Source organism: Dyadobacter psychrophilus, from assembly GCF_900167945.1.
Classification (GTDB): domain Bacteria; phylum Bacteroidota; class Bacteroidia; order Cytophagales; family Spirosomataceae; genus Dyadobacter; species Dyadobacter psychrophilus.
The window spans coordinates 1,344,733-1,368,428 of the sequence record NZ_FUZA01000002.1 but is presented as its reverse complement, the minus strand read 5'-3'; the positions used below and the strand labels follow the sequence as shown (position 1 = coordinate 1,368,428).

General features: G+C 44.5%; 20 protein-coding genes and 1 tRNA gene. 9 read left to right on the top strand and 12 right to left on the bottom strand.

The window, feature by feature from the left end:
- Positions 1-32 precede the first annotated feature (32 nt).
- The 4 genes from pnp to B5X68_RS12580 all read right to left on the bottom strand — a co-directional run bounded on the left by pnp (position 33) and on the right by B5X68_RS12580 (position 4,552).
- On the bottom strand, positions 33-2,171 hold the full coding sequence (gene pnp / locus B5X68_RS12595; RefSeq protein ID WP_082215344.1) for a polyribonucleotide nucleotidyltransferase: 2,139 nt from the start codon (positions 2,169-2,171) through the stop codon (positions 33-35).
- Positions 2,172-2,281: 110 nt separating this feature from the next.
- Complete coding sequence (rpsO, locus tag B5X68_RS12590) at positions 2,282-2,557, bottom strand: 30S ribosomal protein S15 (protein ID WP_026628777.1); 276 nt, start codon at positions 2,555-2,557, stop codon at positions 2,282-2,284.
- 103 nt (positions 2,558-2,660) lie between these two features.
- Complete coding sequence (locus B5X68_RS12585) at positions 2,661-4,160, bottom strand: LptF/LptG family permease (protein ID WP_082215019.1); 1,500 nt, start codon at positions 4,158-4,160, stop codon at positions 2,661-2,663.
- A complete protein-coding gene (locus B5X68_RS12580) occupies positions 4,160-4,552 on the bottom strand; it encodes an START-like domain-containing protein (protein ID WP_082215018.1) in 393 nt (130 codons plus the stop codon). Before B5X68_RS12580 ends, B5X68_RS12585 begins: the two co-directional genes overlap by 1 nt.
- Before the next feature lie 201 nt (positions 4,553-4,753).
- On the opposite strand from B5X68_RS12580, the gene B5X68_RS12575 reads away from it, so the two are divergent.
- The 4 genes from B5X68_RS12575 (at position 4,754) to B5X68_RS12560 (ending at position 7,820) form a co-directional block, all read left to right on the top strand.
- Positions 4,754-4,830: transfer RNA gene (locus tag B5X68_RS12575), tRNA-Met, on the top strand.
- 128 nt (positions 4,831-4,958) lie between these two features.
- Positions 4,959-6,734 carry an ABC transporter ATP-binding protein gene (locus B5X68_RS12570; protein ID WP_082215017.1) on the top strand — a complete coding sequence of 592 codons (1,776 nt, stop codon included), beginning with the start codon at positions 4,959-4,961 and terminating at the stop codon, positions 6,732-6,734.
- Positions 6,735-6,835: 101 nt separating this feature from the next.
- Positions 6,836-7,537 carry a 2OG-Fe(II) oxygenase gene (locus B5X68_RS12565; protein WP_082215016.1) on the top strand — a complete coding sequence of 234 codons (702 nt, stop codon included), beginning with the start codon at positions 6,836-6,838 and terminating at the stop codon, positions 7,535-7,537.
- A 4-nt stretch (positions 7,538-7,541) separates the two neighbouring features.
- Entirely contained in the window at positions 7,542-7,820 is a 279-nt protein-coding gene (locus B5X68_RS12560; protein ID WP_082215015.1) for an Ada metal-binding domain-containing protein, read from the top strand.
- Here B5X68_RS12560 and B5X68_RS12555 read toward each other — a convergent pair.
- Genes B5X68_RS12555 through B5X68_RS12545 form a run of 3 tightly spaced genes read right to left on the bottom strand, consistent with a single transcriptional unit; the run spans position 7,804 to position 10,416 of the window.
- Complete coding sequence (locus B5X68_RS12555; protein WP_082215014.1) at positions 7,804-8,715, bottom strand: DNA-3-methyladenine glycosylase family protein; 912 nt, start codon at positions 8,713-8,715, stop codon at positions 7,804-7,806. The two genes, B5X68_RS12560 and B5X68_RS12555, sit on opposite strands and share 17 nt — an antisense overlap.
- Positions 8,716-8,775: 60 nt before the next feature.
- A complete protein-coding gene (gene holA, locus B5X68_RS12550; RefSeq protein ID WP_082215013.1) occupies positions 8,776-9,795 on the bottom strand; it encodes a DNA polymerase III subunit delta in 1,020 nt (339 codons plus the stop codon).
- A 24-nt stretch (positions 9,796-9,819) separates the two neighbouring features.
- The gene (locus B5X68_RS12545; RefSeq protein WP_082215012.1) at positions 9,820-10,416 is read right to left on the bottom strand and encodes an acyl carrier protein phosphodiesterase; all 597 of its coding nucleotides are present in this window, start codon (positions 10,414-10,416) and stop codon (positions 9,820-9,822) included.
- Positions 10,417-10,512: 96 nt separating this feature from the next.
- On the opposite strand from B5X68_RS12545, the gene B5X68_RS12540 reads away from it, so the two are divergent.
- Positions 10,513-11,028, top strand: coding sequence for an FKBP-type peptidyl-prolyl cis-trans isomerase (locus B5X68_RS12540; RefSeq protein WP_082215011.1), 516 nt, complete (start codon positions 10,513-10,515; stop codon positions 11,026-11,028).
- A gap of 66 nt (positions 11,029-11,094) precedes the next feature.
- Here B5X68_RS12540 and B5X68_RS12535 read toward each other — a convergent pair whose 3' ends face one another.
- Positions 11,095-11,574, bottom strand: coding sequence for a deoxycytidylate deaminase (locus B5X68_RS12535; protein ID WP_082215010.1), 480 nt, complete (start codon positions 11,572-11,574; stop codon positions 11,095-11,097).
- 69 nt (positions 11,575-11,643) lie between these two features.
- Here B5X68_RS12535 and B5X68_RS12530 point away from each other — a divergent pair, with 69 nt between their 5' ends.
- Positions 11,644-12,726 (top strand): DUF922 domain-containing protein, encoded by a 1,083-nt coding sequence (locus tag B5X68_RS12530; RefSeq protein ID WP_082215009.1) that lies wholly within the window; start codon positions 11,644-11,646, stop codon positions 12,724-12,726.
- A gap of 13 nt (positions 12,727-12,739) precedes the next feature.
- Here the strand turns inward: B5X68_RS12530 and B5X68_RS12525 are convergent, their stop codons facing one another.
- The 3 genes from B5X68_RS12525 to B5X68_RS12515 are packed head-to-tail and all read right to left on the bottom strand — an operon-like array spanning position 12,740 to position 16,740.
- The gene (locus B5X68_RS12525; RefSeq protein WP_082215008.1) at positions 12,740-14,521 is read right to left on the bottom strand and encodes a ComEC/Rec2 family competence protein; all 1,782 of its coding nucleotides are present in this window, start codon (positions 14,519-14,521) and stop codon (positions 12,740-12,742) included.
- A 1-nt stretch (position 14,522) separates the two neighbouring features.
- On the bottom strand, positions 14,523-15,812 hold the full coding sequence (locus tag B5X68_RS12520) for a M43 family zinc metalloprotease (protein ID WP_082215007.1): 1,290 nt from the start codon (positions 15,810-15,812) through the stop codon (positions 14,523-14,525).
- Positions 15,793-16,740 (bottom strand): PhoH family protein, encoded by a 948-nt coding sequence (locus tag B5X68_RS12515; protein ID WP_082215006.1) that lies wholly within the window; start codon positions 16,738-16,740, stop codon positions 15,793-15,795. The genes B5X68_RS12520 and B5X68_RS12515 overlap by 20 nt, the downstream gene beginning before the upstream one ends.
- Positions 16,741-16,986: 246 nt before the next feature.
- Here B5X68_RS12515 and dnaB point away from each other — a divergent pair, with 246 nt between their 5' ends.
- On the top strand, positions 16,987-18,600 hold the full coding sequence (dnaB, locus tag B5X68_RS12510; RefSeq protein WP_082215005.1) for a replicative DNA helicase: 1,614 nt from the start codon (positions 16,987-16,989) through the stop codon (positions 18,598-18,600).
- Between the two features lie 128 nt (positions 18,601-18,728).
- Here dnaB and rlmD read toward each other — a convergent pair whose 3' ends face one another.
- Positions 18,729-20,126 carry a 23S rRNA (uracil(1939)-C(5))-methyltransferase RlmD gene (gene rlmD, locus B5X68_RS12505; protein ID WP_082215004.1) on the bottom strand — a complete coding sequence of 466 codons (1,398 nt, stop codon included), beginning with the start codon at positions 20,124-20,126 and terminating at the stop codon, positions 18,729-18,731.
- 62 nt (positions 20,127-20,188) lie between these two features.
- Here rlmD and B5X68_RS12500 point away from each other — a divergent pair, with 62 nt between their 5' ends.
- Together B5X68_RS12500 and B5X68_RS12495 are read left to right on the top strand one after the other, a co-directional pair.
- Positions 20,189-22,393, top strand: a complete 2,205-nt coding sequence (locus B5X68_RS12500) for a T9SS type B sorting domain-containing protein (protein WP_082215003.1) — start codon at positions 20,189-20,191, stop codon at positions 22,391-22,393.
- 526 nt (positions 22,394-22,919) lie between these two features.
- Positions 22,920-23,573, top strand: coding sequence for an NAD(P)-dependent oxidoreductase (locus tag B5X68_RS12495; RefSeq protein WP_082215002.1), 654 nt, complete (start codon positions 22,920-22,922; stop codon positions 23,571-23,573).
- Positions 23,574-23,696 lie beyond the last annotated feature (123 nt).

Genomic DNA, 23,696 nt, shown 5'->3' with positions numbered 1-23,696 from the left:
TAAATATTGCCCCTGTTACCAAAAACACTATTTTAATCATTTTTGTTCTCTGGCTTCGGCAGCAACACTTTGCGGGACAGACGGTATTTACCGGTCTTCTTATCAATCTCAACCAATTTAACCTGAACTTCCTCTCCTACTTCAAGCACGCCGTCCATTTTTTCAAGACGTTCCCACTTGATTTCGGAAATGTGAAGCAAGCCGTCTTTTCCTGGCAAGAACTCAACAAATGCTCCAAATGGCATAATTGACTTCACTTTTCCAGAATAAACCTCACCGATTTCCGGCACCAGGATGATTCCTTTAATACGGGCAACAGCTTTATCCATCGAAGTCTTATCAGCAGAGAATATACTTACAAATCCTGCTCCATCTTTTTCTTCGATAGAAACCGTAGCACCAGATTCTTTCTGAATATCCTGAACAACCTTACCACCAGGCCCGATTACAGCTCCGATCATCTCACGGTCAATCTTGATAACGACAGCGCGTGGCGTGTGTGGTTTAAGATCCGCACGGCTTTCTGTCATGGTCTTGTTCATTTCACCCAGAATGTGCAATCTGCCTGCTTTCGCCTGCATAAGCGCCTCTGTGAGCACTTCAAAAGAAAGACCATTCACTTTCATGTCCATCTGGCATGCCGTGATCCCTTTTTCAGTTCCTGTTACTTTGAAATCCATATCTCCCAGGTGATCTTCATCACCCAAAATGTCAGAAAGAACTGCATATTTGCCCGTTTTCTCATCCGAGATCAAGCCCATAGCAATTCCTGACACAGGCGCTTTGATCTTCAAACCTGAATCCATCAATGCAAGAGATCCTGCGCAAACAGTTGCCATAGATGACGAACCGTTTGATTCAAGAATGTCGGAAACGATACGGATTGTGTATGGGTTGTCCTCCGCTACGGGCAATACTTTTTTCAATGCACGCAAAGCCAGGTTACCATGACCAACCTCACGACGGCCAGGGCCACGATTTGGCTTTACTTCACCCGTAGAAAATCCAGGGAAGTTATAATGCAGCATGAATTTGCTGTAACCGTATTTCATCGGCGTATCAACAATCTGCTCATCATTTTTCGTACCCAACGTAACAGTTGTCAAAGACTGCGTTTCTCCTCTTGTAAACAAAGCAGAACCGTGTGCATTTGGCAAAAAGTCAACTTCGGAAGCGATAGGACGAACTTCGTCCAGTTTACGACCATCCAGACGGATCCTTTCGTCCAAAACCAGGCGACGTGATGCTTCCCAAACGAGGTCATTGAAATAACGTTTTGCAAGCGATTTGTCAAAGCCTTCTTCATCTTCCGGGATGGAAGCCGCGAATTCTTCCCAAACTGCCTTGAAACCGTCTTTTCTAACCGTTTTGTTGGTAGAGCCCAATTGGGTTACCGCATATATTTTATCGTAAGCAAATGCTCTTAAACGTGCTTCCAAAGCTTCGTCAGCTGCATCGCCTACATATTCTCTCTTTTCTGTTTTGCCAACTGCCGCTTCAAATTCTTTCAAAGCAAGGCATTGTTGCTTAATGACTTCGTGTGCCACTTTCAAAGCTTCCACCACTTCTTCTTCGGAAACTTCGCTCATTTCACCTTCCACCATCGCGATGTCATTGTAAGTCGCACCGACCATCAATTCCAATGTAGCACGTTCCAGATCTGCTGAACCTGGATTAACGACATATTGTCCATCGATTTTCGCAACACGAACTTCTGAAACTGGTCCGCCAAAAGGAATATCAGATGCTGCAAGCGCAGCAGAAGCTGCTAATGCTGCCAATGCATCTGGTAACGCGGTTGCGTCAGCAGACATCAGCAGAATGTTAACCTGAACTTCTGCGTGATAATCATCTGGAAATAACGGGCGCAAAACGCGGTCAACCAGGCGGCTTGTTAAAACTTCCGGATCCGAAAGCTTGCCTTCGCGACGTTGGAAGCTGCCCGGAATTCGTCCCGCAGAAGCGAATTTTTCTTGATAATCAACCGATAACGGCAAGAAGTCAAGACCTTCCTTAATATCTTTATTAGCTACAACTGTCGCAAGTAACATGGTGTTACCCAAACGAACTACAACCGAACCGTCGGCTTGCTTTGCTAATTTTCCTGTTTCAATGGTGATTTCCCTTCCGTCTGGCAAGGGTATAGTCTTCGTAACTATATTAAAGAGCATAAAAAGATGTTTTTTGTAGCTGCGAAACGCCATCCTGACGTTCCAAATGTTTGTTAATTCCGCAAAAAATCAGGGAACTTTCATGTTGATGAAGTTCCCTGATTTTCAAATTACTTACGTATGTTCAATTCGGCAATAATCGCACGGTAGCGATTAATGTCTTTTTTGTACAGATAATCCAACAATCTACGGCGCTTTCCTACCATTTTAAGAAGACCAAGTCTTGTATCGTTATCCTTTTTGTGCGTTTTTAAGTGCTCGTTCAAATAATTGATACGGTACGTAAATAAAGCAATTTGTGATTCAGCAGATCCTGTGTCTCCGCCCTCTTTCTTGAAACCCTTTGATTCGAAGATCTCTGTCTTCTTTTCCGCGGTTAAATACATAATTGTAACAACAGATTAATTATTTTCAACTTTTTACAGCACCCTGCCGTAAATAAGGTCGCAAAATTACGATTTTTGACCCGAATTAAAAAATGTAATTTTACTATGATTGAATAAGCTGACTTTTTCCAAATCTACTTGCCCATTTTTCTTTTATTCTTTTGATCAACATGATGTAGACATCTTTTTCGAATAACCGCGAGTCACTTCTGGCGCGGTCGATGAAATACAAGCCGGTCAAAAACAAAACCGTATTGGCCATCCAGGCCCCCACAGGCACAACCAGCATGCCTTCTTTCACCCATTTATCACCCTGGTTTGTCAATACATAAAGCAGGATAAAGAAAATAATCGACACCAGGACCGGCACCCCAAACCCACCTTTTTTAATGATTGCACCCAGCGGCGCACCGATCAGGAACATGATCAGGCACGACAATGCATTGGTGTATTTATGGTGTTTTTCCAATTCATACTTCGTTGCATCCTTCAACTTTGTCTGCAAGTAATCCTTCTGTGATTTTGTGTAGCTCAACATGCTGTTTGCTGCACTTTTTGTATTCATGAGGATTTCCTTTTTCAAGCTGTCCGACACGGGCTTAACTAGCAAAGAATCAATCCAGGGGCCTTTTTTTAATGTTTTGTCCGTTCCTTCACGGTAATTATAAGAGTAATATTGCTGGCTTCCTGCCACCAGGTTTTTCCGAGTTTCGTTATACGAGCTGCGAAGCGAATCTGCGGTTGAAGTAAGGTCGCTGATATTCTTCATAAACTCGTGATATTTGAATTGCCCTTCATCTGTTCTCTTCATGCCAAAAGACGAAAGGCTCTCTGTTAAGCGGAAATGCTTGAATGAATTTCGGCTGAAATTGGAGTAATTCGGTACGCTGCTCCCGCCTATCGGTGAAGAGATATACGCAGGCCGGGCGCTGCCTGAATTCACCTCATCCGTGTAACGCGTGCCATTATAAAGTTCGATCACCAGATAACGATTATCGTTTATCGAATACATGCGGCCGGAGTCTGCGAGGATAATTTCTGTGTTGCCAACTTCATAGGATCGGTTACTATGCTTGTAGATCACCATTCCTTTCAGCTTGCCGTTTTCTTCCTTCTTATCCACTTTAATACTGAATCCGGGCAGATCATTGTAGAAAATCCCTTCCTTAATCTTTAATGTTGCCTTCGTCGTTTTAATGTCGTATAAAAGACTGTAACCCTTTAAGTTAGCCCAGGGAGAAACACGGTCATTGAAATAAAAGGAAAACACACTGACTGCCACAGCAACAATAAAAAGTGGCGCCATAGCCCGCACGACCGATATTCCGGCACTTTTGATAGCCGTCAGCTCGAAGAATTCGCCAAGGTTTCCAAAAGCCATCAGGGACGACAGCAGCATGGCAAGGGGAAGCGCGGTAGGAACGGTTATGAGGCTGAAAAAGAAGAATAATTGCGCATAATCCGTGATTCCGAGGTCTTTTGAAACAAAATCATCAATGTAGAAAATCATGATCCGCATCAGGAAGACAAAGACCACGACGGACATTGTTATTACAAATGGCCCCCAAAAGGACATTAATATAAGCTTATCAAGCTTTTTCATCAACTGCCTACTATATCTTTTAAATTATCAATGAACCCATCCCATAATGAAGCAAGCTCACGTTCATCGCGGTTTGCAGAGTAATCCGTAACGCGCAGGAAGGTTGTCTGGGTTAACTCGCTTACTTCAAGTTTTAGTTCCACGTGATTGTTGTCCAGGTTATCGTCACTTGTATTTTCAAAATCAAATCTTACTGCTTTATTGATTCTCAAACCTGTTTGTCTGGCAATGTGGCTGTCTCCGTCCCACTGGAAATCAAATCGGTGATCGGGCAGTACAGTGACTTTTTCAGCAAACCATTGTTCCAGTCCCGAGGGCGTCGATATATATGGAAAGAGTACTTTTGGTGAGGAGCGCAATTCAAATTCAGTAATAAATTTATATTTTTCCATATGAACTAAAATTAAAAAGGGTTAACCACAACAGTACCGCCTTATATGCTGATTTTAAAAGTTGTAATATAGCATAATTCAACAATAAATGTCATCAAAGTTAATTTTTGCTCTTTTACTCTAACGGAAATTTAGCTTTAAAATTGAAAAAACGGGTTGGAGTTTAATTTTATTTAACATACTTTTGCACCACAATAACACGGCGGGGTAGCTCAGATGGTTAGAGCGTAGGATTCATAACCCTAAGGTCGGCAGTTCGATCCTGCTCCCCGCTACCAAGTTTCAGACATCCCGACGGATGTCTTTTTTATTGCCCCTGCTTCATTCTTTGGCATCCAACGAGAATTAAATTCTCGGATTTTCGGTTTGCCTTTATAGTCAATCGCTGATTCGCCTCTTATTCACCATGAAATTATTAATACAATACCTTAGCCGGTACAAAGCCCTTATTTTCCTGGCGCTTGTACTAGCCGCCATCAATCAGGTATTTTCACTCCTGAACCCCTACATTCTCGGTAATTACCTGATCGATCCTTACGCCAACAAAGCACAGTATTACCGCGATAATGGCCTGGACGACGCATTTTACAAAGGTGTGCTCATCGGTTTGCTCATGATCATCGGCGTGGCCATGGTTTCCCGCATTGCCAAAGCATTTCAGGATTATGTAGTCAATGTTGTGATCCAGAAATTTGGCGCAAGCCTGTATACAGACGGGCTACGCCACGCATTGCGCCTACCCTTCCAGGATTTTGAAGACCAGCGCAGTGGCGAAACGCTTTCGGTGCTTCAAAAAGTAAGGGCCGATTGTGAAAAGTTCATCACCAGTTTTGTTAATGTGCTCTTTTCCACATTAGTAGGCATCGTTTTCGTCGTCATTGTTGCATTCAAACTTAGCCCGTCATTGCCGCTTATCTATCTTGTCGGGTCTGTGGTCCTGGCCATACTGACGAGCGTTCTGAGCCGGAAAATTAAGATTATTCAAAAGAACATTGTTAAAGAAACCACCGCGCTGGCAGGCTCCACAACCGAATCCCTTAGAAATATTGAGCTCGTTAAAAGTCTTGGTTTAACCCAGCAGGAAATCACCCGCCTTAACACGACCACATTCAAAATCCTGAAACTGGAACTCAGAAAGGTCAAAAGCATTCGCTCAATCAGCTTTATACAAGGCACGTTCGTGAACTTCCTTCAACAATGTATCATGTTCGCGCTGTTGTTTTTTGTGTTTAAAGACCGCATTACCGTTGGTCAGATGATGATGATGCAGTTTTATTCCTTCTTCATTTTCGGGCCGTTACAGGAATTGGGCAATGTGATCCTCTCCTACCGCGAAGCCGAGGCGTCGCTGAATAACTTGCAGACGTTATTGGCAAGGCCTGTTGAGCATAAGCCATCCAATCCCGAGGTTATTACAGACATTGAAGACCTGCGATTTGATCATGTCATGTTTCAGCATCAATCTGCGAACAGGCCCGCGCTGGAAGACATTTCCTTTGAAGTAAAACGGGGTGAAACCATTGCATTCGTGGGGCCATCCGGTTCCGGGAAAACGACATTGGTGAAATTGCTTGTGGGCCTTTACCATCCGATCACTGGCTCTGTTTATTACAACGGCGTCAACGGGAACAGCATTGATTTTGATGAAATCCGAAATAAAATAGGCTTTGTAACGCAGGATACGCAGCTTTTCTCGGGAACGATCAAAGAAAACCTGCTTTTCGTCAATCCCGATGCTACGGATGAAATGATCAATGACGTGTTGCTGAAAGCGGCTTGTTATAACCTACTGTCACGGGCCGAAAACGGGATAGATACGGTCATTGGCGAAGGCGGACTGAAACTTTCTGGTGGTGAACGTCAGCGTTTATCCATTGCACGTGCGTTGCTGCGCGTGCCGCATCTCATCATTTTCGACGAAGCCACTTCTGCTTTGGATTCCTTAACGGAAGAAGAAATTTCGAACACCATCCGCAACATTACCGACCAGCGTCAGCACATTACTGTAATGATTGCGCACCGCCTGTCGACCATTATGCACGCCGACCGGATTTACGTTCTCGAAAAAGGCAACATTGTAGAAACCGGAAGTCATCATGCTTTGCTGGATGAAAAAGGTTTGTACTACGCCATGTGGCGCCAGCAAATTGGCGAGCGTAAAGATGAGACCGTTTTATCTTAATTCACCAGTGCTTAAAAGCTAGCAAGAATCAGGTTTTTCATTGGTCTGATGATGAATATTTTTGTCCTGTTAATAGCAGGCAAATCATAGAAATCAGACTGATGAAAGACATTGAAACATTAGATTGGCAACACGTTACCGAAAATCTTCACACCAAAGGCTATGGTTTAATAGAGCAAGTCCTTTCGACTGCGGAATGTGATCAACTCATTGCATCTTACAATGAATCAGCACATTACCGCAAAACGATTGCCATGGAGCGTTATCGGTTTGGGCTGGGTGAATACAAGTATTTCCAATATCCTTTGCCGGACATTATCCAGCATCTTCGCGAAAGCTTTTATCCAAAACTTGCACCGGTTGCCAACAAATGGATGCAGGTCCTCAATATAAACCAACATTATCCCGCAGCTTTTCAGGAATTCCAAACACAATGTCATGAAAAGCAGCAAACCAAACCCACGGTCCTGATCCTAAAATATGGGGAAGGCGGCCATAATACGCTGCATCAGGACTTGTATGGCGATCTTTTCTTCCCTATTCAACTTGTCATTTTCCTGAGCGAACCTGGTAAAGATTACGAAGGGGGCGAATTTGTGCTCACACAGCAAACACCCCGTGCGCAATCAAAAGCCATTGTTTTAAATCCAAAAAAAGGTGATATCCTGCTTTTTACAACCAATTTCAAACCTGTAAAAGGAACGAAAGGTTATTATCGGGTCAATATGAAGCACGGCGTGAGCGAGGTTCGGTCTGGAAGCCGCTACACATTAGGAATCATTTTTCACGATGCATTAAGCTGACACAATGATCAAACATGCAGACATTGGTTCGCCCTCTTTCACGACAAGCAGAAAGTTGAAACAAATGATTGATGATCAATGGGTAAAATACGGCGGGAATGCGAAACTCAAAATTTACGGAACTTTGCAATGCGCTTCGGGTAAGCGCATGAAAGCGATGAATCGGGTATTTTTCAGTTCTGAACAGGAAGCTGTTGCACACGGATTTCGGCCCTGCGGACATTGCATGCGCGATGCTTATCTGAAATGGAAAACCAGAAAGGAAATTATTCCAAAACCTTGACAGTGAGGCTTCGCCAGAGATAGAAAACCAGATAACTCTCCCAACCGGCAAACTGTTGGAAAAGCGCCTCGATCTTGCCTGTTTCGCTCCTATCCTGAATAATGTTGTGATTGGCAAGGGCATTTAACAATCCGATATCCCCGTGGGGAATCCCGCCCGGTTCTTGCAGCGATTTCATCAAAACATAATTAGCCGTCCAGACACCGATTCCCTTATGATCCGTTAATGCCTTTTTACGGGCGGCGAAGTCGGGCAATGCGCGTAATGCTTCCTTATCGATGCTGCCGCTGGCAAATGCTTTTGCGATGCCAATCACGTAATCCGATTTCTGTTTCGAAAACTGCATTTCTTTCAACAGATCCGGATCGGCCGCAGCGAGCACTTCCGGTTCGGGAAAAACATAGTAAGAATCATTTCCGTGGTCAATGCGCTTACCATAATGTTCCACCAGCCTGCGCTTCACTTTGTATGCAAAGGACAAATTGATCTGCTGCCCGATAATGCACCAGCAAATGGCTTCAAAAAGATTGGAAATGCCGATAAGCCGCAAACCTTTATAACTTTCAGCCATGTAGGCAATGCGCCCGTCGGCTTTCAGCAGGTCATAAAACGGCTGAATGTTCGTGCCCATATCAAACCATTCCCGCACATAATCGATCAGATACGCTTTATTTTCTTGCGTTGGCTGACCTTCTATAATGTCGAGTTCCAGAAATCCTGCGTGTTCTTTGATCGAAACCAACAGCATTTCTCCCCCTATTTCCAGTGCTTTAAAAATTGTGTCGCCTTTGATAATATGCAGACAATCGTCATAGTTCCGGTTAAGGAACCACAAACATTCCTCAAAACTAAAAAGCGCCGGAATCGGGATCAGGACCTTATTTTCACTATTCATTTACCAAATGTACCGCAGTCAAAAACAAGCCAAAACCCGTTTCTTGCTGCATCATGGATGTTAATGCACAATTTTGAAAACCAATTCTTTCAGCAGCTCACCTTCCGGAATGCTCACACCATCGAGTCCTTTAAGCCTGGCGTCACATTCACGCAGATAATGGATGATATTGGCCACTTTGGGAAGCGGATAATTACGGATAGCCAGCAGATAATCCTTCACAAAATAAGGGTTTACACCGAGTTCAGTAGCAAGCCCTTTTTCTGTTTTGTCCTTGCTGGCGTGCGCTAACAGCACTTTTGTATAAAATCCAAAAAGAATGATCAGGATCGGAGCAAGCGGGTTATCTTTCGAATTCGCAGAGAAATAAGTGGCGATCTGATTGGCCTTCATCACGTCGCGGGTCATCAATGCTTTCTGAAATTCAAATACATTATATTCTTTGCTGATCCCCACAAACCTTTCAATGGCCGACGCATCAATTCCTTCATCCACACGTAAATTGACCATTATTTTCCTGATCTCATTCGACAACCGTTTCAGATCGTTACCAATATTATCCACCAACATCTGCACGGCTTTCGGACTGATTTTCACGCCTTCATGCTGACAAAAAGAAGTGACCCATTCCGGTAACTTGTTGTCATACATCTTTTTAGACTGCACAACTACGCCATTGGTATTGATGGACTTAATAAAGGTTTTGCGCTCGTCGGCATTGGCATGAAAACAAAAAACCAGCACGGTGCTGTTCAGTGGATTTGCAGCATAATCTTCCAATCGGGCCTGTTGCTCCTTCTGCTCGATCCCGCCCAGCTTATTGGCATCTTTAACCAGGATCAACTGCCTCTCGGCCATAAATGGAAAACGTCGGGCATAACTGAGCACGCCGGCCATATCCGTGTCTTTTCCATACAATACAAACTGGTTGAAGCCTTTTTCCGAATCAGCTACAACACGCTTTTCAAGTTCCTCTGCAATGGAATCGATATAAAAAGGCTCATCGCCGTGCAGAAAGTATATGGGCCTGAATTTCTTACTTCTGATCTCTTTAAGAACAATATCCGGTGTTTGGGCCATTGGGGATGCCGGTAAGCAATAATGTTAATGTGTTAATATAAACTCTTCGGACGCTTTTTGAAGTTCCGGGAAGAAGCTGAAAAATTTGTCGCGGTAAAATTCTTCATTTTCGCGCAATTCCAACATTGCATTGCGCAGCGGAGCCAGGTAAGTTGCCCGTCGTGACATGCGGTAAAAAGTGAGGTCCACACCTTCCAATGTTGCGTAACTTGTAAGCCAGTCTTCGCGCCGCATAGCGTCCACCATCCGCGTCATATCTGCGGGTATGAAGCGCCCATTGTCCTGAATGAGTGCGTACATGTCACGTGCGTAAGTGAAAAGCGGTTCGGGCCGGAACTGGTCGAAATGTTTGGCAAGGAAATAATCAAAATAAATGTCCATCACGATGCCAGCCAACTTTCCCTGCGACAAAGCAGCTCTGTGTGTCGCTTCGCGAACGATTTCATGCTGATCTGTAAAAAAATCAATGAACCGGTGGAGCTTCAACCCAGTGACAAAGTCGGGGTCCCAGGTTACCGTTTTTTCGTCGGTCAGCCGGCCCTTTATGAAATCGCCCACATAATTGCCCATGATCACGCCTTCCTTATTTCCAGACAGCAAAATGTGTGCTAAAAAATTCATCTAAATGACATTTTGGCAAATTTGCCGTACGTTTGTTTTCGCTACTCCTCTTGGAACAATTTTTTACAACAACAATTATTTTAATCAAACTAGCAAATGAAAGTCGAAAAAAATAACGTGATAGCGTTAACATACAGCCTGAGAATTCCTGATACAGATGGTGAAACGGATGTCGTGGAAGTAGTGACAGAAGAAGATCCAATGTACTTCATTCAAGGCATCAGCGGGCTTCCCGAGGGTTTTGAAAACCAGATCGAAGGGCTCGTTGCAGGTGATATTTTCGAATTTACCGTGGCACCGGAAGAAGGTTACGGTGAGTTTGACGAAGAAGCAATTGTTGAATTGCCAAAGGCGGTTTTCCAAATGGAGGACGTTAACCAGGACGAATTATTGCAGATCGGTAACATCATTCCAATGACCAATGAGGACGGCGAGCGCATGCACGGACAAGTTGTTGAAATCAAAGACGACGTGGTTGTCATGAATTTCAACCATCCGTTGGCAGGAAAAGAAATGCATTTCAAAGGGCAGATCATTTCAATCCGGCCGGCGACAGCAGAAGAAATCAGCCACGGGCATGTGCATGGAGCAGGTGGCGTGCACCATCATTGATAATGTTGAATTTTGAATGAGTGAATGAGTGAATGTTATATTCTATTCACTCATTCACTCATTCACTCATTCACTCATTACATACTGCTCCACCTCCACGCCGAAGCGTTTTAAAAACTCCACTCCCTCTTCAATCGCGATTCCCTTGTAGGCTGCGTAGGAATGCAGGAAAATTACTTTTTTGATTTTCATTGTATAAATCACCCTGGCGCAGGCAATGCACGGCGCTAAGGTTACGAAAAGCGTCGACCCTTCGATATTTGAGCCATTTTTTACGGCAAATAAAATAGCATTCTGTTCCGCGTGTAAGGCCAGCGAGCAGCTTCCTTTGGCGTCTCTCGGACAGCCTACTTCCGGAAATTCTTCGTCACAATTATGCGTTCCGGCGGGAGGGCCGTTATAACCAATAGAAATAATACGCGTGTCTTTCGTTAATACCGCACCCACCTGTGCTTTGATACAATGTGAACGCAGCGCCAGATTTTTTGCTAATTCCATGTAGATATCATCAAATTTCGGGCGCAAATTCGTTGTAGGTAAAGTCATTCGTTTCTTCAATAATTTTTATACAAACTTATCGAATTGAAAACGGGATTCAACACAAGATTTTGAAGTATGATCAGAAGTTTTTTGCTGGCTCTTTTAATGGTTTCAACATTCCTGCCCGCTTTTTCACAGCAGGAGAAGGTTGTATTGAAGCTTGCACAGGATCCGGCATCATTGCTTAAAACTTATAAATTTTTCATTCAGGAAGTTGAAGATCAACGCATTATTCCCGGTGCAGGTTTAGGAAAAGTGGTTTTATTTGGAAAAGATGTTCCCGCAATGTTGCCGGGGAAAGCAGAGAAAGAACTTTTCACATATTGGTCTTTTGCCGCGCCTAAAAAAGAGCAGACTTACCTGCCGCTTTATATCAGCATTAAAGATCTTTCGCTGAATGAAAAGCGGGTCGCACCTAATAAAGTGACGGGCGAAGTGAAGCTTTCGGTCAAATTTCGCTGGTACAGGAATATGCAGCCGGTAGAGTTGACCAGTTACCAGACCGCCGCCAATTACACCCGACCGGAGAGGGAATATGATTATGAAAAGCTTGTGAAACAGCTTCTGGATCAATCGTTGGCACATTTTCAAAAATGGATGAGCTTAAATGCAGGAAAAAATCCTGCGCTGGCTAGGGATATTCAATTGGTTTTTAAGGAAATCGTGAACAATGATCCGGATACGGTTTTTTATTCACCTAAAAGACCGCTGATCTGGGACGATTTCAAAGTACGGAATGCCAGGCCCGGCAGCCGATTCGCGGCGGCAGTATTTACCAGTTTTGGCTATGAAGGCCGGTCTTACCCCAAGGACGACGATCTTGTGGTTGAAATAGGTCTGAAAACTTTCATGGTAAAAAGCATGTCCTGGGGGCGGCCCGAATCCAGAAATGCAAGCACTTTGCGGCACGAGCAGATTCATTTTGACATTACGAGGCTTGTAGTCGAGAAATTCAAAGCGCGATTGCTTAAAGCCGATCTGACCATTGAAGATTATGACAGCGAAATTCAATATCAGTTTTTGGAAGCTTTCCGTGAAATGAATACGGATCAGGAACGCTATGATGGTGAAACGGGTCACGGCCTGAATGCCGGCGCACAAGCCGAATGGGACCGGAAAATCGCCCGCGAAATCTCAGCTGTTTACGCTGTCCAATAATGCGTTATATTGATTACTTCGCTGTAATGAACACAGTTTCCCCTATCTCGTGACTTGTTGCGTAAGTTTTAATATAAAAATTGTAGGCATCGACATCCTCTCGAAATGCCTTGTCAGACACAACATAAAGCGAACTCCCCTGCTTGAAACTTACAACCTGATGCTTGGGAACCGAATGCACCACCATCTGGTCTGACAGGCGAATCTGAATGCTTCTGGAAACTGAATAAGTGGCAAAAATGATCACTAAGAGATAGGAAAATTTGAGATATTGATATGTCCTGGAATGATAGGCATACCAAATCGTGAAGAGTAGCGCATACAGTAAAGCCACTTCAACTTTATCCAAATTCAGGTTTTCCAACAAATAACCCGGTAATGATTTGGGAACAGACACTGCAATATTGGTTAAATATGCAGATAGCCAAACCACCTTATTAACAATCAGTTGCAGCCAGAAAACATGCAGTGTGGATAATAGCAACAGGACTAATGCAGCCGGTAACAACACATTCGTGAAGGCAATCACAAATGGAGTGACCAACCAGAAATAACTGGGAAATTGATGAAAATAAAACAGGCTCAGCGGAAAGGTTGCAAGCTGCGCTGCGAAAGACAATGCTGAAATCTGCCAGACAAACTTCAATAATTTATTGGCCGGAGTAAAAACGCTGTTAAGTGGCTCATACAGAAAAAAAATCCCGCTCATAGCAAGATAAGAAAGTTGAAACCCAACATCGTAAAGTGCAGCAGGATCGACGAGCAAAATAAGCAAAGCCGAAAAAGCAAGCGTATTCATAGCATTGTGCTTTCGGCTAAATACTTCGGCCACAACGAAAACAATGCACATAAGCGTTGCACGCTGAACCGAAGGTGGTAAACCGGTAACCAACGCATAGAAACCTAATAAGGCAATTATCAGTGTCAGGTAAAGCATTTTGCCCAGCGGCCAACGCTTCATCCAGCCCAACAAATAGGTTATGACCAGGAATATAATGGCTACATGCATGCCTGAAACGGACAAGATATGCACAGTTCCCGAAGTCGTATAATCACTGACCTGATCTGATCGCAAATCATCTCGCCTGCCGAGTAACATGGCTTTGATCAATCCATAGGCAGCATCGTCGTCCACATTTGCCTTTAGCACATCAGCCGCCCATTTTGAAATGCCAGTGCTCCATTGTTTGAGAAAAAAGGCGTGATCCGCAGCAGGAATCAACTGGAAAGAACGCCCATCCAGATAATCCGTCCAAACTATTCCCTTGTTTCTCAGATAGCCGCGATAGTCGAACTGCATGGGGTTTGCTGCTGCCATAGGGCGTTCTAACGTGCCATTAACAATTAGCCTGTTTCCCGGCCCCGGAATAATGGCAACTTCCTGGTTAATGCTGATCAATGCTTTCAAATCAACATTGACCCACTTTTCCGGGGTTCTAATGCGGGTAATTCGGGCTTCATAGCGGATCGATTTGCTGCGCTTTTCAGGTAAGGTTTTGATATCTGCTTCGTACGCAGAGTAGCTTACATCAGTTAATGCAGTAATGTTCGCATCATTACTTTTCTCGAGGCTCGTCATTGTAAACGCGCCCAGGGAGACCATAAATAGCGAAAATGTTATTCCAAATGCTGCTTTAAGACTTTTGGAATACAAAATAAAACAAACCGTGAGAAGCAATGCAGACAGCAAGACGAGCAATGTTGTCGACTGGTCGGAAGCGGGGATAATTTCGCTCAACAAAATACCGGCTATATAAAACAAAACGACGCCGACAAATGGTGAACGTGGCAGCATATTAACGAACTATGAACCGTTTAGTGACCGTTTGTCCGCCAGACGAAACTTTGTAGTAATACAATCCGCTGGGAAATTTGCTGACTTCCAGATAACTCATGTTGGTAGCCCCGGAAATCATGCGCTGACCACGCTGATTAATAATTTCAACTGTGAAAAGCTGGAAATTAGGCGTAAAAACATTGGCTGTTAAAGTCTCGCTCACGGGATTCGGATATAACTCTACAAGCAGATCCTCGCCGGTAATTTTTGAATATTCTACCAATTTAGCGCGCCTTGGGCTCAGTTCGAGCACTGCGTGCATCCGCTCTTTCTGGTCGTTGGTAAAAACACTCATACAAACGTCGGGGGAATAATCCATGTAATTCTCGATCATATTCCGCGTCTTCACCCCACGACATTCCGAGAACACCGGCGTGCAGGAAACGTCGGTTGTTTCATTTTTGGTGAAAGCTGTTGGCGTATCCTCACAATGATCGGTTCCGCAATTTCTATCGCCCCAGATGTGGATCAGCCCAAGCCAGTGACCGACTTCATGCGTAGTTGTGCGGCCGAGATTGTAAACCGAACTCGTAATGGCAGGTGAATTCCTTCCGAAATAACGGAAATCAATGATCACACCATCAGTTAAAGATCGCAAGGCTTCATCCTCGGCTGTGGATAATCCGGCGGTAAGGTCATTAAGCTCGGTCACGACCGGAAACTGGGATGTTCCCAGATAGCGGTCGGATAACCGGCAGACCCAAATGTTGAGGTAACGGTTCGTAAGCCATGCGGGAGAAATTTCGGCAAGCTGGTCGGCATCCGTAATGGGGCTAAACTGCTCTTTCTCATTAAATGTGCGAACAATGGTCACCAGCTTGAACCGAATCCCTGTGTCGACACCCAATGAATCTGTATAAAAACCTTTATAACCTGATGCATTGCCATAATCCTCATTCAAAACGTCGATCTGATTTTGGATCTGGGCATCCGTAATGTTTGCATTTCCTTGCCCACCAACTGTCTTATCTTCCTTACTATGCACCACGTGCACCACAACCGGGATGGTTATAATCTCATCCGCATTTGTCCGCAGTGATGTTTTGTTTGCTTTAATGCGCTTTTGAATGGCTTCCTCCGACTTCAACCGAAGATTTTGTAAAGCCGGATACCTGGAAATTGTCAACGCATCCAGTTCGGTGCTGGCGCAGCGGTTGAGCAGCGCGTCGCTGTCCTGCGCCAGCACGAACGTTTTTGAAATAACAATTAATAAAAAGGTTAGCAGACGCTTACTGCTCAGATTTGTCATAAGCTGCCAGAATATCTTTTACCAAACGGTGTCTTACCACATCGGATCCGTCCAGTTCCACAAAACTGATCCCTTTGATCCCTTTCAGCACTGTTAATGAGTCTATTAACCCCGATTTAAGATTTTTAGGCAAATCGATCTGGGATTTGTCACCGGTAATGATGGCTTTTGAACTTGGTCCCATCCTGGTCAGGAACATTTTCATCTGCATGGGTGTCGTATTCTGGGCCTCGTCCAGCAAAATGAATGCATTGTTCAATGTTCGGCCGCGCATATAGGCCAGCGGGGCAATTTCGATCACGCGGCTTTCCAGATACAGTTTCAGTTTTTCCGGCGCAATCATATCGTCCAGCGCGTCATAGATCGGGCGCAGATACGGATCGATCTTTTCTTTTAGATCCCCTGGCAAAAATCCCAGGTTTTCTCCGGCCTCAACAGCGGGACGTGTTATAATGATCTTCCTTACTTCCTTGTTTTTCAAAGCGCGCACGGCAATAGCAACCGCAGTGTACGTTTTTCCTGTTCCAGCCGGCCCTACTGCAAACACGAGATCAAATTTCTCTGCCTGCTCCACCAGCAACTTCTGGTTCGGTGTTTTGGCTTTGACGACCAGCCCTTTGTTGCCATAAATGATCACATCCGCATCATCTTCCGCACTGGCAACGGGTGCCTTTACAACTCCATTTAAATAACCCTTGACATTGTCATTCGTAACCTTGCCGTACTTTTGGTAATGAGCTATTAATGAATCCATTACGTCAGTGATACGGATAATTTCCGGGGCGGTGCCCTGAATGCGGATCTCGTTTCCGCGTGAAATAATTTTGCTTCCAGGGAAAGCGGCTGCAACTTCCTTGATATTCGCATTGTGAATACCCAAAAAATCAACCATTGAAACGTCCTCGAGCGTGATGATTTTTTCCAGCAAATGAATTAAAGTTTAGTGTTTCTCTATTTGATCTAAAATTTAGTAATAATAACCAACAATTGTAAAACAAAAGCTGAGAATTACAATTATCCTGACAGATTTAAAGCCGAATGTTTAGCATATTTTGATCAACTGTTTCATTATCAGAGCCGGACAAAATGATGCGTTTTTCGAAAAAAAATAAATGAATGAACTTAACCTTCCTTTCTTTCTTACACGTCCCGCTTTCCTTAACTTTGTGTTAACATGGAAAACGACAAGGCATCCGGCAATTTCAACAAATCAGGATCGAAACAAAGCAATCAGGGGCGCAAGCCAATGGGCACCAGAACACCTGGTATCGATCAGACTTTCAGCAAGTTACCTCCTCAGGCAGTGGATCTGGAAGAGGCCGTTTTAGGTGCTTTGATGATCGAGAAAGATGCCCTTACAGCCGTTGCCGATATCCTTCGGCCGGATAGCTTTTACAAGGAAGCACACATCCGGATTTACACTGCAATTATCACTCTTTTTGCAGATTCGGAACCGATTGACATGCTTACTGTCACCTCCAAATTGCGCAGTACAGGCGAGCTTGAACTGATTGGCGGAGCGCAGTACATTATGGAGCTGACATCAAAGGTCAACTCTGCTGCCAACATTGAATTCCACGCGCGCATCATTTCCCAGGCTTTCATTAAACGAGAGCTTATTAAAGTCGCATCGGAGATCCAGCGTGAAGCATTTGAAGACACAACGGACGTTTTCAGACTCCTGGACAAAACAGAACAAAGCTTGTTCCAGATCTCTGAATCCAACATTAAGAAAAATTATGCTGATATGGGCGCACTGATGCGTCAGGCATTGGCTGAACTTGATCAGAAAAAGAATAATAAGGACGGTCTTACCGGCGTACCATCCGGTTTCAGTGCCCTGGACCGACTGACATCGGGCTGGCAGAAAACGGAATTAATGATCCTTGCGGCCCGTCCCGGTATGGGAAAGACCGCATTTGTCGTTTCTTCACTGCGGAATGCAGCCGTGGACTTCAACATGCCGGTCGCCATTTTCTCACTCGAAATGTCCTCGGTTCAGCTGGTCAATCGTTTGATATCTGCTGAGGCCGAGATTGATAGTGAAAAGATCAGGAAAGGAAGTCTTGCGCCGCACGAATGGGAGCAATTGCACCACCGCATTCACCGGCTCACCAATGCACCCATTTACATTGACGACACCCCCGCCCTATCCATTCTCGAACTGCGAGCCAAATGCCGACGCCTGAAAGCCCAGCACGACATTCAAATGATCGTGATTGACTACTTGCAGCTGATGACCGGAGATACGGGTGGCAAAGGCGCAGGTAACCGTGAGCAGGAAATTGCAATGATCTCGCGGTCCCTCAAAAACCTGGCAAAAGAGCTGGATGTGCCTGTTATCGCGCTGTCACAGTTGAGCCGTGCGGTTGAAACGCGTGGTGGTGAAAAAAGGCCGCAACTTTCAGATTTAAGGGAATCAGGATCGATAGAGCAAGATGCGGATATGGTTCTTTTCTTATATCGCCCTGAATATTACGGCATTACAGAAGACGAGTCCGGTAACTCTGTCGCCGGGATCGGTGAAGTGATCGTTGCCAAAAACCGTGCAGGATCATTGGATACAGTTCAGCTAAGGTTTATTGGAAAGTATACCAAATTCACCGATCTGGATTCGCAATTCACACCGGCACCATTCTCAGTAGACCGCCCGATTCAAACCACCAACCCGATCGCATCCTTCGAAAGTCAAAGCAAGCCCGCTCCCGCAGGCGGAACGCTGAGGAGCAGGGCAAATGATCTGAGTAATTTCGATTATAAAGGGCCCGACAGCGAGCCACCGTTTTGACATGGTGCATTGCCCCCGGCCCATGAAGGGGTGATTGTCGCTTACAAGTCCTACGCAAAGTCTTATGAGAACGCAAAGTCTCATGAGAACGCAAACTCCCCTTTAGGGGATTTAGGGACAAAACAAGCCTACCGTTTTACCAGCAACGCAACATTCTCCACATGGTGCGTATTGGGGAACATATCAACCGGCTGGACCTTTGTCACCTCGTAATCCCCCGACATCAATGCAAGGTCCCGCGCTTGTGTGGCTGTATTGCAACTTACGTACACAATGCGCTCGGGCGCGGCTTTCAGGATCGTTTCTACAACCGGCTGATCCATTCCTGCGCGCGGTGGATCGGTGATGATCACATCGGGCCGTCCATGTTCTTTCAAAAAGCTTTCATTCATAATGCTCCGCATGTCGCCGGCAAAGAAGGCTGTGTTTGTGATGCCGTTCAGTTCAGAGTTTTTTCTGGCGTCCTGCACCGCAGCTTCCACATATTCGACTCCTACAACTTTCTTAGCCCGGCGCGCTACAAAATTCGCAATGGTTCCAGTTCCGGTATAGAGGTCATAAACCGACTCGTTGCCAGTCAAACCTGCAAATTCACGCGCTACACTGAAAAGCTGGTAAGCCTGTTCAGAATTGGTTTGATAGAAAGATTTAGGGCCGACGAGGAAAGTCAGGTCTTCCATCGTCTCGCGGATGGTCGTCTCGCCTGTATAATGTATCACTTCCTGATCCTGGTAGGAATCATTTCCCTTTAGATTAACAATGTAATTTAATGAGGTGATTTCGCTGTGTGTTTTATGCAAATACTGCATCACCTGCTCGATGGCTTCATCATTCTGCTCACCAAACTGCACGATAACCATTACATCGCCCGAATTCGCCGTCCTGACCACCAGGTTTCGCAGCGTTCCTACATTGAATTTGACATCATAGTAAGGAATGTTATGCAGCTCACCGAAATGATGCAAAGAATTCCGGATTGTATTGGAAGGATCCGGTTGCAGGTGACAGTGGTCTACGGTAAATATCTTATCAAAACGTTTTGGAACGTGAAAACCGAGCGCATGCTTTGTGAACTTCGCCCCCGAATCCATCTGGTCTTTCGTAAGCCAGCGCCAGTTTGAAAAGGTAAATTCAAGCTTGTTCCGATAATATTCCGTTTTGGGTGCAGCGATGATCTCATTAATGCTCACATTTTTAATGTGCCCGATCCGCTGGAAATGGTCCACAACCTGTTGTCTTTTAAACTTCAGTTGGTGTTCATAAGCGATATGTTGCCATTTGCAGCCACCGCATACAACGTTATGCAGGCAATATGGGTCTGTCCTAAGGGGCGAGTGGGAATGGATCTTGGTAACGATCGCCTCCTTCAATTTTTTCTTGGTTTTTACAACTTGTAAATCAACTATGTCACCGGGAGCCACATTTCCTTCTACAAAAATTACGCCGTCTTCTGATTTAAATATACATTTGCCTTCTGCCGCAAAATCGGTAATTTCAACGTATTCATACCTGATATTCTTAACCATATTTCTTTTTTAAATTTCTAATTCCAAATCCTATCGGATAAATTCTACTCCCTTGTCAAGCCATGAAAAAACGGTACATCTTATTCATGCTGATGCTGTTTGCCTTTTCCAAAACCTATGCAACTCATATCGTTGGCGGTCAGCTATTTATCACTGAAAATCCAAACAATTATTATAACTATAACATCGGCTTAACGATGTATTTTGATGCCCTCAATGGTAATCCAGGCGCAGAAGACCCGTTTGTAAACATTTACGTGTTCAGAAAACGCGACAATCAGCCGATCGGTTATCTTCAGGCCCCAAAAATAGAACGAAAATCGGTCACGTATGCTAATCCGCAGTGCGGAATATCGTCGTTGGAAACATATATGATCACTTACAGCTCGTCTTTGCGGCTGGAACCGACCGATTTCAGTGATCCGCAGGGCTATTATATGGTTTGGGACCGCTGCTGCCGGAACGGCACGATCACCAATATTCAGGCGCCGGGAGATGCAGGAAGCCTTTTTTATCTCGAATTTCCTCCCCTTTTTAAAAACAATGCAAATTTCAAGAACTCATCTCCCGTCTTTCCTGCGATAAAGGGTGACTATGCCTGCGTCAATTCTCCATTTTTCTTTGATTTTGGAGGAACGGATGCCGACGGCGACAGCCTTACTTACAAGCTCATTACGCCAATGCAGGGATTTTCTGACAAAGCCAACCCGAGCGTGGAAGCAAGGGGCTCCTCCAATTATCCGCGCCTTACCTGGCTGCCGGGCATTTCAGAGGCCAATATTATTCCCGGCCCGAAACCATTGACAGTGAATGCCAAAACGGGCATGCTTTCTGTCACACCGGGAAATGTGGGCTTATACGTGTTTGCGGTGCAGGTGGACGAGTTCCGGAATGGTGTAAAAATCGGCAGCCTAACCCGCGATTTCCAGTTGAAAGTAGTTGATTGCCCAAAAATGGACGCGCCGAAATTGTTATTTAAACCAAAAGGCAAAAACACTTATTATACAGAAAATGAAATTATCACTGTAAAAGAAGGCGACCCAAACTGCTTTGAAGTAATGGTGACCGATCCGACCGTCAATCAGATCATCCGTATCAATGGCCGCGCTGTAAACAATTCCAAAGACTACTTTACGATCTTGCCCGCAGAATTCAAAACAAAAATCGCAAACGACACGTTGAAATTTGAGGTTTGCCTGGATGAATGCTTTGTCACATATGATAATCGTCCCATTAAGATCGAATTGATCGCAGAGGACGAAAGCTGCCCCGTCCCGCTGATGGACACGCTGAGCATTCTGATCCGCCGGGAGAGCAGCGGCAACAAATCGCCCGAGGTAACCACTTCCCTACCCGGCCAGTATGTGCACGTGACGGCTGGCGTGCCGATTACATTCACCGTATTTGGAAAGGACATTGATAAAGACAGCATTGCCCTTTCGGGCCGCGGACAGGATTTCAATATGGTGGATATGGCTATGGATTTCAAAGCCATCAGCGGAAAAGCGCAGATCCAGCAGACTTTTAAATGGACGCCACCTTGCAATGCCAAAAAGGGCGATACACTTGCTGTCGATTTCAAAGTGGAAGATATGCGCTGTGTCGGCAATCCGCTGGCAGTCTCCAAGCCTGTCTATTTTATCATTGACCAATCCCCAAACAACCCGCCAGCAGTCGAAACGTCACTGGCAACACCAGAGATCACCTATACGATTGGCAGCAGCTCTGAAATCGTTTTTGATGTGCTTGCCACAGATCCTGACACCAATACGATCAGCCTCGCCGCAGCCGGCCGGGGGTTCAGCATTAGCGATGCCGGGATGAAGTTCGCAAACAAAACTGGCGTGAAGCAGGTAACGTCACCTTACGCCTGGTCGCCTGAATGCTCAATGCTTGAAGGAGCATCCGAAAGAATATTCACGATCGACTTCATCACTCAGGATAAAAGCTGCGCTGCCGCCACAGACACTACCACCGTAAAAGTGACCGTGAAGGACGACGCTTCGGACGTGGTTCCCGAATTTCCAAATGTGATCACGCCTAATAATGACGGCAAAAATGACTGCTTTGTTTTAGAACATTTGCCAGCAGACAACTGTGTCAACCAGTTCAAAGATGTGACCATCTTCAACCGTTGGGGCAAGCAAGTTTATTATTCCAAGATCCGTAAAAACTGGTGCCCTACCAGCGTCTCGCAGGGTTATTATTATTACGTTGTGCAGTATACCCAAAAGTCCTATAAAGGTGGGCTAACCATTCTAAAATAACTTATAAAACTTTTGGTTCGGCCGTTACTTATGATCTGTTCGAGACATTCAATATATATTGCAAGTATTAGACATATTTTATTGTAAGTAAATATAAAACATACATAACTTTTAATACTTTTTATATTAATAATTAGTAAAAAATATAAGTGTTGAAATAGCCCTTTTAGAAGAACACAATACATATAGGATGCTCTATTAGTCAACTACTTATTATATTTATTAAAAGTATTATTATCTCAATACTTTTAATAAATTTTAAATGTCAAAATTGTATGTTTAATATAAAATGTATTTATAGATAAGTCTTTAATATTCAGCGGTTTAACACATTGTATTAATTGATCAGAGTTCGATATCTGCTTGGAAATAATGTTTATCTTGACACTCTTTATATGGCGAAGAGCATATGTTCAAACACTTCCAAACGAAAAACCACTATCAGATTTTTGTAACATTTCAATCCGAGCACACAAAAAATTAATTCCTTAATCTCAATCAGTTCCATTTTAAACCAAACCCAAGAATGAAAGTAGCATTAATCGGCGCAACAGGATTTGTCGGCGCTCCCCTTTTGCAAGAGTTGATATCACGCGGCCACGAGGTTACCGCGATCGCCAGAAACATTGAAAAGATCCCTACCGACAGCGACCTGGTAACACCCAAACAAGCTGATGTTCTCAACACTTCCGAAGTGGAAGAAGCTGTTGCCGGCTCGGATGTGGTTGTCAGCGCATATAATCCCGGCTGGACCAATCCCAATATTTACGCCGAATATCTTGAAGGCGCGCAGTCCATTCAGACAGGTGTGAAGCAAGCCGGAGTAAAAAGATTCATCGTCATAGGCGGCGCCGGAAGCCTGGAAGTAGCCCCTGGATTACAATTAATCGACACCCCGGATTTCCCGGAAGAATACAAGGCAGGCGCTGGTGCTGCACGAAAATATCAGGGCATGATCAAGGAGGAAGATACGTTGTACTGGACATATGTGAGCCCTGCTATCGAGATGCACCCAGGCACTTCCGGCAAACGGACTGGCACTTACCGCACATCGCTTGATACGCCGGTTTATAATGAGCATGGAAGAAGCATTATTGCCGTTGAAGATCTTTCGGTGGCAGTTGTTGATGAAGTTGAGAATCCTCAGTTTGCCAAGAAGCGGTTCACAGCAGCTTACTAATTGATTACTAGATAACTAACAGACTAGTTTGTATAAATAGTATTGAATGTTTGATATTTTACATAAGTATAATCCGTCCAAGCCTATTTATACAAATAACATACAACTGTACTAATTGTACAT

What these genes read in the sequence shown, in the direction of transcription:
- pnp (WP_082215344.1), bottom strand. Translation starts at nt 2,171, where the DNA reads ATGCTCTTTAATATAGTTACGAAGACTATACCCTTGCCAGACGGAAGG.
- rpsO (WP_026628777.1), bottom strand. Translation starts at nt 2,557, where the DNA reads ATGTATTTAACCGCGGAAAAGAAGACAGAGATCTTCGAATCAAAGGGT.
- B5X68_RS12585 (WP_082215019.1), bottom strand. Translation starts at nt 4,160, where the DNA reads ATGAAAAAGCTTGATAAGCTTATATTAATGTCCTTTTGGGGGCCATTT.
- B5X68_RS12580 (WP_082215018.1), bottom strand. Translation starts at nt 4,552, where the DNA reads ATGGAAAAATATAAATTTATTACTGAATTTGAATTGCGCTCCTCACCA.
- B5X68_RS12570 (WP_082215017.1), top strand. Translation starts at nt 4,959, where the DNA reads ATGAAATTATTAATACAATACCTTAGCCGGTACAAAGCCCTTATTTTC.
- B5X68_RS12565 (WP_082215016.1), top strand. Translation starts at nt 6,836, where the DNA reads ATGAAAGACATTGAAACATTAGATTGGCAACACGTTACCGAAAATCTT.
- B5X68_RS12560 (WP_082215015.1), top strand. Translation starts at nt 7,542, where the DNA reads ATGATCAAACATGCAGACATTGGTTCGCCCTCTTTCACGACAAGCAGA.
- B5X68_RS12555 (WP_082215014.1), bottom strand. Translation starts at nt 8,715, where the DNA reads ATGAATAGTGAAAATAAGGTCCTGATCCCGATTCCGGCGCTTTTTAGT.
- holA (WP_082215013.1), bottom strand. Translation starts at nt 9,795, where the DNA reads ATGGCCCAAACACCGGATATTGTTCTTAAAGAGATCAGAAGTAAGAAA.
- B5X68_RS12545 (WP_082215012.1), bottom strand. Translation starts at nt 10,416, where the DNA reads ATGAATTTTTTAGCACACATTTTGCTGTCTGGAAATAAGGAAGGCGTG.
- B5X68_RS12540 (WP_082215011.1), top strand. Translation starts at nt 10,513, where the DNA reads ATGAAAGTCGAAAAAAATAACGTGATAGCGTTAACATACAGCCTGAGA.
- B5X68_RS12535 (WP_082215010.1), bottom strand. Translation starts at nt 11,574, where the DNA reads ATGACTTTACCTACAACGAATTTGCGCCCGAAATTTGATGATATCTAC.
- B5X68_RS12530 (WP_082215009.1), top strand. Translation starts at nt 11,644, where the DNA reads ATGATCAGAAGTTTTTTGCTGGCTCTTTTAATGGTTTCAACATTCCTG.
- B5X68_RS12525 (WP_082215008.1), bottom strand. Translation starts at nt 14,521, where the DNA reads ATGCTGCCACGTTCACCATTTGTCGGCGTCGTTTTGTTTTATATAGCC.
- B5X68_RS12520 (WP_082215007.1), bottom strand. Translation starts at nt 15,812, where the DNA reads ATGACAAATCTGAGCAGTAAGCGTCTGCTAACCTTTTTATTAATTGTT.
- dnaB (WP_082215005.1), top strand. Translation starts at nt 16,987, where the DNA reads ATGGAAAACGACAAGGCATCCGGCAATTTCAACAAATCAGGATCGAAA.
- rlmD (WP_082215004.1), bottom strand. Translation starts at nt 20,126, where the DNA reads ATGGTTAAGAATATCAGGTATGAATACGTTGAAATTACCGATTTTGCG.
- B5X68_RS12500 (WP_082215003.1), top strand. Translation starts at nt 20,189, where the DNA reads ATGAAAAAACGGTACATCTTATTCATGCTGATGCTGTTTGCCTTTTCC.
- B5X68_RS12495 (WP_082215002.1), top strand. Translation starts at nt 22,920, where the DNA reads ATGAAAGTAGCATTAATCGGCGCAACAGGATTTGTCGGCGCTCCCCTT.